This window comes from Syntrophomonas sp. (genome assembly GCF_028707975.1).
In the GTDB taxonomy this organism is placed as follows: Bacteria; Bacillota; Syntrophomonadia; order Syntrophomonadales; family Syntrophomonadaceae; genus Syntrophomonas.
Genome location: NZ_JAQVZX010000093.1, coordinates 1 through 7,012, shown reverse-complemented (window position 1 = coordinate 7,012; position 7,012 = coordinate 1). Strand labels below are relative to the sequence as shown.

6 protein-coding genes are annotated in these 7,012 nt (G+C 44.5%); 2 read left to right on the top strand and 4 right to left on the bottom strand.

The window, feature by feature from the left end; all coding sequences use genetic code 11:
* The coding region (locus PHP87_RS09930; RefSeq protein ID WP_299920873.1) for a nucleoside kinase at positions 1–1,667 on the bottom strand (1,667 nt) is incomplete at its 3' end.
* A gap of 263 nt (positions 1,668–1,930) precedes the next feature.
* On the opposite strand from PHP87_RS09930, the gene PHP87_RS09925 reads away from it, so the two are divergent.
* Positions 1,931–2,458: a lytic transglycosylase domain-containing protein gene (locus tag PHP87_RS09925; protein ID WP_299920871.1), complete on the top strand. Its 528-nt coding sequence runs from the start codon at positions 1,931–1,933 to the stop codon at positions 2,456–2,458.
* Positions 2,459–2,681: 223 nt separating this feature from the next.
* Here the strand turns inward: PHP87_RS09925 and PHP87_RS09920 are convergent, their stop codons facing one another.
* The 3 genes from PHP87_RS09920 to PHP87_RS09910 all read right to left on the bottom strand — a co-directional run bounded on the left by PHP87_RS09920 (position 2,682) and on the right by PHP87_RS09910 (position 5,149).
* A complete protein-coding gene (locus tag PHP87_RS09920; RefSeq protein WP_299920868.1) occupies positions 2,682–3,788 on the bottom strand; it encodes an alpha/beta fold hydrolase in 1,107 nt (368 codons plus the stop codon).
* Positions 3,789–3,810: 22 nt separating this feature from the next.
* On the bottom strand, positions 3,811–4,392 hold the full coding sequence (locus PHP87_RS09915; protein ID WP_299920865.1) for a hypothetical protein: 582 nt from the start codon (positions 4,390–4,392) through the stop codon (positions 3,811–3,813).
* 88 nt (positions 4,393–4,480) lie between these two features.
* Positions 4,481–5,149: a CBS and ACT domain-containing protein gene (locus PHP87_RS09910; protein WP_299920862.1), complete on the bottom strand. Its 669-nt coding sequence runs from the start codon at positions 5,147–5,149 to the stop codon at positions 4,481–4,483.
* A gap of 235 nt (positions 5,150–5,384) precedes the next feature.
* On the opposite strand from PHP87_RS09910, the gene PHP87_RS09905 reads away from it, so the two are divergent.
* Positions 5,385–6,986 carry a glycoside hydrolase family 26 protein gene (locus PHP87_RS09905; protein WP_299920859.1) on the top strand — a complete coding sequence of 534 codons (1,602 nt, stop codon included), beginning with the start codon at positions 5,385–5,387 and terminating at the stop codon, positions 6,984–6,986.
* The last annotated feature ends 26 nt before the right edge of the window (positions 6,987–7,012 follow it).

Sequence of the window (7,012 nt, the reverse complement as noted above, 5' to 3'; positions counted from 1 at the left end):
TTAAAACAGCTTCCCCCGATAAATTCCCGGAGAATGGAATTGGCGGGAACCGCATCCGGTGCTATGGGCTTAAAATGGCTGGCAAATTGCAGGAGATAGCGTGCCGCCACATACTCCGGGTATTCCGGGCCAATCTGCCGCAGCAGAGGTTCAATATAGGGCTTTAACACTGATAATTCATAAACCAGAGAGGAATTGAACATAATATCGGCATTTTCTTGGAAAGAAAAGATATTCCTTTCCTCTCCTCGCCTAACCGAAGGCCACCTCTTAATGGTATCCCAAGCATTATAGCCTCTGGTTCTGGCATCACGGACTATCCGTCGCACCAACCTGCTGTCCGTGGTGGGAATCCGGTTGCTGTAATCTATATTCAACTGAGTTAGAGCGCTGATATATATTTTGAATTTCTGTTCTGCCAGAATACTCCAGGTCAGGCGCTCATTCAGACCATGAATACCCTCGATAATTATAGGTTCTCCTATGGGAACCTTCATGGTAATACCTCTTGCTTCGCAACGACCCTTAGCAAAACTATAGATGGGAATTTCCACTTCATCCCCTTTGATCAACCGCCCCAGATGCTCATTGAACAAATCGACTTTCAGGGCTTCCAAAGCTTCAAAATCATAGTCGTTATTCTCGTCCCGCGGTGTCAAGTCGCGGTCAACAAAATAGTTATCCAAGGACAGGACTACCGGCTTCTTCCCGTTTACCCGGAGCTGTATGAGCAAGCGTTGGGCAAAAGTAGTCTTGCCGGAAGAAGATGGCCCTGATATCAGCACCAGGCGTATATCCTTGTCACTGCAAATCTGGTCGGCAATAAAAGCAATCTTCTTTTCATGCAAAGCTTCATTAACCCGGATTATATCATTAATATCTCCAAGTTCAATAATATCATTAAGAGCTGCCACATGAGGAGTTTCCAGCATTTCGGCCCAATTTTTGGCCTCCTGAAATATACTGGCCAGTTTTTTTTGCTCCACATAAGGCCGCAATGAATTGGGGGAACTCAACTCCGGGGTTTGTAAAATCATTCCCGGTGGATATTCAAACAGACGAAACTTTTTCAACATCCCCGTTTCGGGAACCATAAAGATGTAGAAGTATTCGTAAAATCCATCAAGCTCGCTTACTTGGACCTCATCTACATTCCGGTGGGCCAGGAGTTTCACTTTGTCTTCCTCCCCCTGATCCCGAAATATCTCCTGGGCTCTTTCTTTCTTTATCAGCAATCTCCTAACGGGCAGATTAGCCTCTACGATTTCCCGCATTCTTTTTTCGATGGCTTCAATCTCTTCTGCCCGCGTGTCCTCATTCAAAAACTCGCATAACAAGCCATTGGACAGAGAGTGTTTTACCGTCAGCACCCGTTCAGGAAACAAATCACGCGCTGCCTTCATCAACAGAAAGCTCACACTGCGGCGGTAAATCCTAACTCCGATTTCACTATTTATATCCACCAACTCTATAGCACAGGAGCTGGTAAAGCGATAATTCAAATCTCGTAAGCGATTGTCAATAATTATTGCCATTGCCGGATAGATTAATTTCTTCTCCATTTTCTTCAGCAATTCGACTACGCTAGTTCCTGCCGGAACATTATATGAACCTATTCCTTTTATCCTTACTTCGACTCCAGCTGTCTCCAGTCGCGCAATGGCCATTTTTTCCCCTCCTCAATCTTCTCCTCCTGACCCTTATTTCATTATATATTATTCGGGAGAAAATTGCTGACAGGCCCTTTGCCATCGAAAGGTTTAAGCAATAAAACAAGACTCCACTGCCAAACCCCGTTATTTTGCATAAGCTTTGTATAAACATTAAAGCGAGCGTTGGCTAAGCATGGATGCAACAGTAAATCGTTTTCCATCCAGCTTGACAGAAGAATCTATCTTGCTTACCATAAATTTGGAAGGAGAGAAAAAGAATGAATGTCTTCACCAATCTCTTCAAGGAAATAAGCTTCATGAAACTCTTGAAAGCCCTGGAAGATGGCCTTGCTTCCACCGGTCGCGCCCTGAGTGGCAGCAAAACACCCAATATAGCAAATTCCTTACCAACAAGCAACAAGAACCGCCCTTTCAGCGATATTATCAAAGAAGCCAGCCAGGCTTATGATATTCAGGAAGAAGTTATTAGTGCCGTAATCAAACAGGAGTCATCTTACAATCCCCGGGCGATTTCTTCCTGTGGAGCTCAGGGTCTCATGCAATTGATGCCAGGCACAGCTAGAAGCCTGGGGGTAAGAGATGCCTTTAATCCGGAAGAGAATATTATGGCGGGAACCCGCTATTTGAAAGAAAAACTGGATGAATTCAATGGCAGCCTGCCGCTGGCCCTGGCAGCATACAATGCTGGTAGTGGAGCCGTTAAGAAATATGGAGGTATTCCCCCTTATAAGGAAACTCAGGCTTATGTTAATAAGATAATCAAGTCTATAGACCACCTGGCCTAAAGATTAAGGGCCGCTATAAAGCGGCCTTTAAGCATCGTAAGAAACTGTGGAACAGTTTCAACTCACCACTGCAACGAGGCTGGGGATTAGAACCCGCCGCCTGTTTTGTTATTTGTTAAGCAACCCGACCGCTTAGCACCCTGCGGGCACCACTGATGTTCGCTTCGCTCACTATTAAGGATGCGGGGGGCATATTTCGCCTCGTTATAAAAACAGTCAACATTTATTCTTCGCTTAATATCTCGGAACGCTCTCCCAACCAATAAGCTATTTCTGGGAAAACTTGCATGCGGGCAGTTTCACCCAAAACCAATCCCCCGTGACCTACTGGGAACTCCATATAGGTTTTATCATTACCCCCCAGATAGGTTAAGGCAGCTGCGGTCTGGTGCGGCATAACGATATGATCCCGCAAACCCACCATAGCCAGAATATTAGCTTTGATGCGCTGCAACTGTACTCGCTTGCCCCGTAGTATCACCTGATTTTTAATGAGCTTGTTCCCCTGATAGAAGTCTCTTATCCAATCTCGATAAGCACCACCAGGAAAATTAACATTATCGCTCGACCATTTGTTGAGCACCTTCCAAAAATGAACGGATTTTCCTTCCTCCAAAGTCTTCCATAGGCGAGTATAAGTACCCCAATAATTGGCCATAGGATTCAGCATCCTGGTTCCCCAATCTATGAAAGACTTGGGGACCAGCTCCATGGTATCAGCTATACGGTCCGGGTCATAACCTGGGGCTTTAAGCCATACATCATAAGTTCCGGCCCGGTTGAAATCGATGGGAGCCGCTAGGTAGACCAGGTTTTTTAAAACCGGCCGGTTAAAAAGGGCCGCATACAATGTAGACATGGTTCCACCCATGCAGTAACCGATAATGCTTATTTCTTTGGAACCGGCACTGCGCGCCACCTTCCGGGCAGCCGTGGCAATATAGTCATAAACCAGATCAGCATAGGTAATATCTCGATCCTCCCATTCAAATTCTCCCCAATCCAGCAGGTATACATCAAAACCCTCGTTTACCAGGTACTCCACCAGACTGGATCCCGGAGTCAGATCCAATACATAAGGCCTGTTAATAAGAGCATATATCATTAATACCGGGGTGCGATAGCGGCGCTCACTGCTGGTCTGATAGTGATAAAGTTGTGCTTTGTTCTTGGTCCACAAGGTTTCCTTGGGCGAACAACCAGTAGCAGGTCGGGGATCATAGCTTAGGATCTCCCTCCACCTGGTGGTGGTCATAAGCCAGTGTTCCCAGTTTTGTTGCAGTATTTCGCCAGCTTCACCAGGCGAATGCGCTTGGAAAATGCGCTCCATATCATTACCCCCTCTTGGCTAATTATTCCGTCGTAGTCTTCTTGCTTTTTCGGGCCGCCGGTTTGGGCTTAGCCTTAAGTTCCAGCAGGGAAGCCTTCATTTCTTCCATAGCCAGTTCCAGACCGCTAATCTTATCTAACAGAGCCTCGGTAATCTTAATTTGCTGGTTCATTTGTTCAGCCAGGCCAGCCTCCACTTCGCCTGATACATTAGCTGGCACCGGAGTAATACTTTCCAAAATAGCAGCAGTATCTTCCTTCAAATCATAAAGTTCTGTAAATAATTCTTCATCCAGATGATCCACCTTGTTCTCCAGAGCCGTGAGCATTTTCGCCACACGAGCAGTATCCCGATGGGAGGAGAAAGGCAGAGTTTCGGCAATATAGTTGGAAACCTCGTTTTGTAGTTTGAGATATTGCAGATAGCTATTGAGTATCACATCAACGCTATTGGCAAACATGGTGGTTTCAACCGCCTTTCGCGTAATAGCGGTCAATGCCTCCTCACTAACAAAATACATATTCTTCCATGCCTTGAAGGGATTGAACATGAGTACCTTCAAATCATCTTGTTTAATCTCATCACTCATAATATCATTACTCATCAAATTTCCTCCTTCGATTATGTAATGTATCAATATCAAGGGCAGGTTTCCCCAGATACTTCAACGGTTTAAGCATAACCTTAAGGATTTATTGCTTAATAATTACCGATTCAAGCTGAAAACCTGCTGCCTTTATCTCCTCAACAATTGACCGCGAATCTACTGTATCCAGGCGAATAATCAGAAGTGATTGTTCGTCTTTTACTTCCATGCGAACCAGGCTTTCAATCTTAACTTTAAAGCGCGACAAGACTTCTCCCAATCTTAGCAAAACCTGGGCATCGTCATCTACCCGCAGGCAGAGGCGAGTACCCCGGCAATTTACACCCAGGATATAAAGAAATGCATCAGAAAGATCGCTTTGCGTAATTATCCCCACCATACGGCCTTCATCGTCAATTACCGGTAAACCGCTGATGCGATTGTCCCTTAATAATTTTGCCGCCTGTTCAATAAAAGCATCCTGATGAATGGTGATTAATTGCTGGCTTAGAGGGATAATATCCCTGACTCTCAGTTTACTTAGTTTTTGTTCTATTTCTTCGGGGAAAAATCGTGTAGCCAGGGATGATCTTTTGAGGCCCAATTCCGGCCGGGCGTTAAAATCCCTGCGGGTAACAATACCTATTAATTTACCCCGATCCAGAACCGGTACCCTTTGCAGGCTCTTTTCCTGCATCGAATGCCAGAGTTCTCCTACACAAGTATCTGGGGTGGTTGCATAGGGATTGGGAGTCATTCGGTCTTTGACTTTCACAACGGATCCCTTCTTTCCTGAAACTTTTTGAGAAATTCTGTAAAACTCTGAATTTATGATACTTCACTTATTTTACATAATCGTTTATTGTAGCCATAACTGTCAAGCGTAAAAGGAATCGTCCTCAAGCATTTTACCTCCTGTTCATCCCGTTTTTAAGCAAACTCCCTTAATACTGCACAACTGCAGGAAATACAATTCCTATATAGAATATTACTAAAGAGGAGGATGTTTTATGAGAAGAAAACGCCGTTTATTTGTTCTGTTTATGCTAGCAATTTTTCTCCCGGCAGTCTTAACCCCCTTGGATGCAGGTGCTTCCATAAGCTATATAAAAAATGGAGACTTCGCTAATCAGCCAGAATTTAATTCTTATGATGACATTAAGGCTATATCCCAAATCAAACCGGGGATTAACCGGCTTCTTGACTACAGCCAGGCCTATAGCCTCGACTATCCGAGCCATATGAATCTTGATGCCACCTTATCCCAGGTTAAAACCAGCCTTTGGGACGATAAAACCTGTATAGAAATCTATCGAGATGATTTTTCGCAAACGGTACATAATGCCGCCGCTTACCAGTACTACAGCAACTGCTTCCTGAATAATCGCCAGGATCATCAAATTCAGGAGAACCGTAGCATTAACATAGCTGGTAGCAAAGCGCATCTCTTGAGATGGCAAAGAAATAAGTTGTCCCGGGTAGCGGGAGATAAGAACTACTATATGAGCGTGGAAATCCCCCGGAACTTTAAAGAAGTTTATACTATATTGATAAAATCCAGCTCTCCGTCAGAAAACTTTCTGCCGCTGGTAAAATCATTCAGCTTTATTGATAAGAAAGGCTCCAGCCAAATTAGTACCCGCTTCAAAAAAAAGGATAAAGCTTGGAATGAGGAGACAAAAGCTTTTTATGAGCAATACTTTGGCCCCGGCGCCAGCTTGCAGTGGGGTATATTTGAAAACTCAGCCCCGGCTAGCATGGATTATCTGAATAAACTGGAGAACAATCTGGACTATAGTTTCGATTTTCTGGTTATTTACAAAACTTTTGATGCCCCTTTCCCTCTGGAAGAATTGCACAAGGCCTACGAAGAACAGAAGTATGTGGAGTTAACCCTGCAAACCATGTGGTATAACCAGGACAACAGCAGTGTAACTTATGACATTCTCAATGGCCATTACGATGACTTTTTTCAGGACTATGCTATAAAAGCCCGTCAATTCGGGCACCCCATCCTTTTCCGGCTCAATAACGAAATGAATGGGGATTGGTGCGTATACTCCAGTTACTACAGTTCCAAAGATACTGAACTCTTCAAGGCCGCCTGGCGCTATATATATAATATATTCCAGCAGAATCAGGCGGATAATGTAATCTGGGTGTGGAATCCCCACGACATTTCCTTTCCCGGATTTATGTGGAACCACAGCCTCAACTATTTCCCCGGGGAGGAATATGTGGATGTTATAGGGCTTACCGGTTATAATACCGGAACTTATCATCAGGGTGAAATCTGGCGTGGCTTCAGGCAAATATATTATCCACTTTATGAAGAGTACTGCCGCTATTTTGATTATCCGTTCATGATAAGCGAATTTGCCTGCAGTTCAGTCGGTGGCAACAAAGCCCTTTGGATTGAGGAAATGTTTGCTCAAATGGGAAAGTACGAGCGGATCAAAGTAGCCATTTGGTTTAACGGTGTGGATTTCGACCTGGTGGGCCGAGCGGCTAGAAAATATCGTTTGGACGAAAGCCCGGCCATAATCGAGGCTTTTCAGAAAGGTTTGCAAAGCTATAAACCTGACCCGAAAGGAAATAAAACCCGGCAATAAGTTTGATTAACGAGTCTTGTACCAAG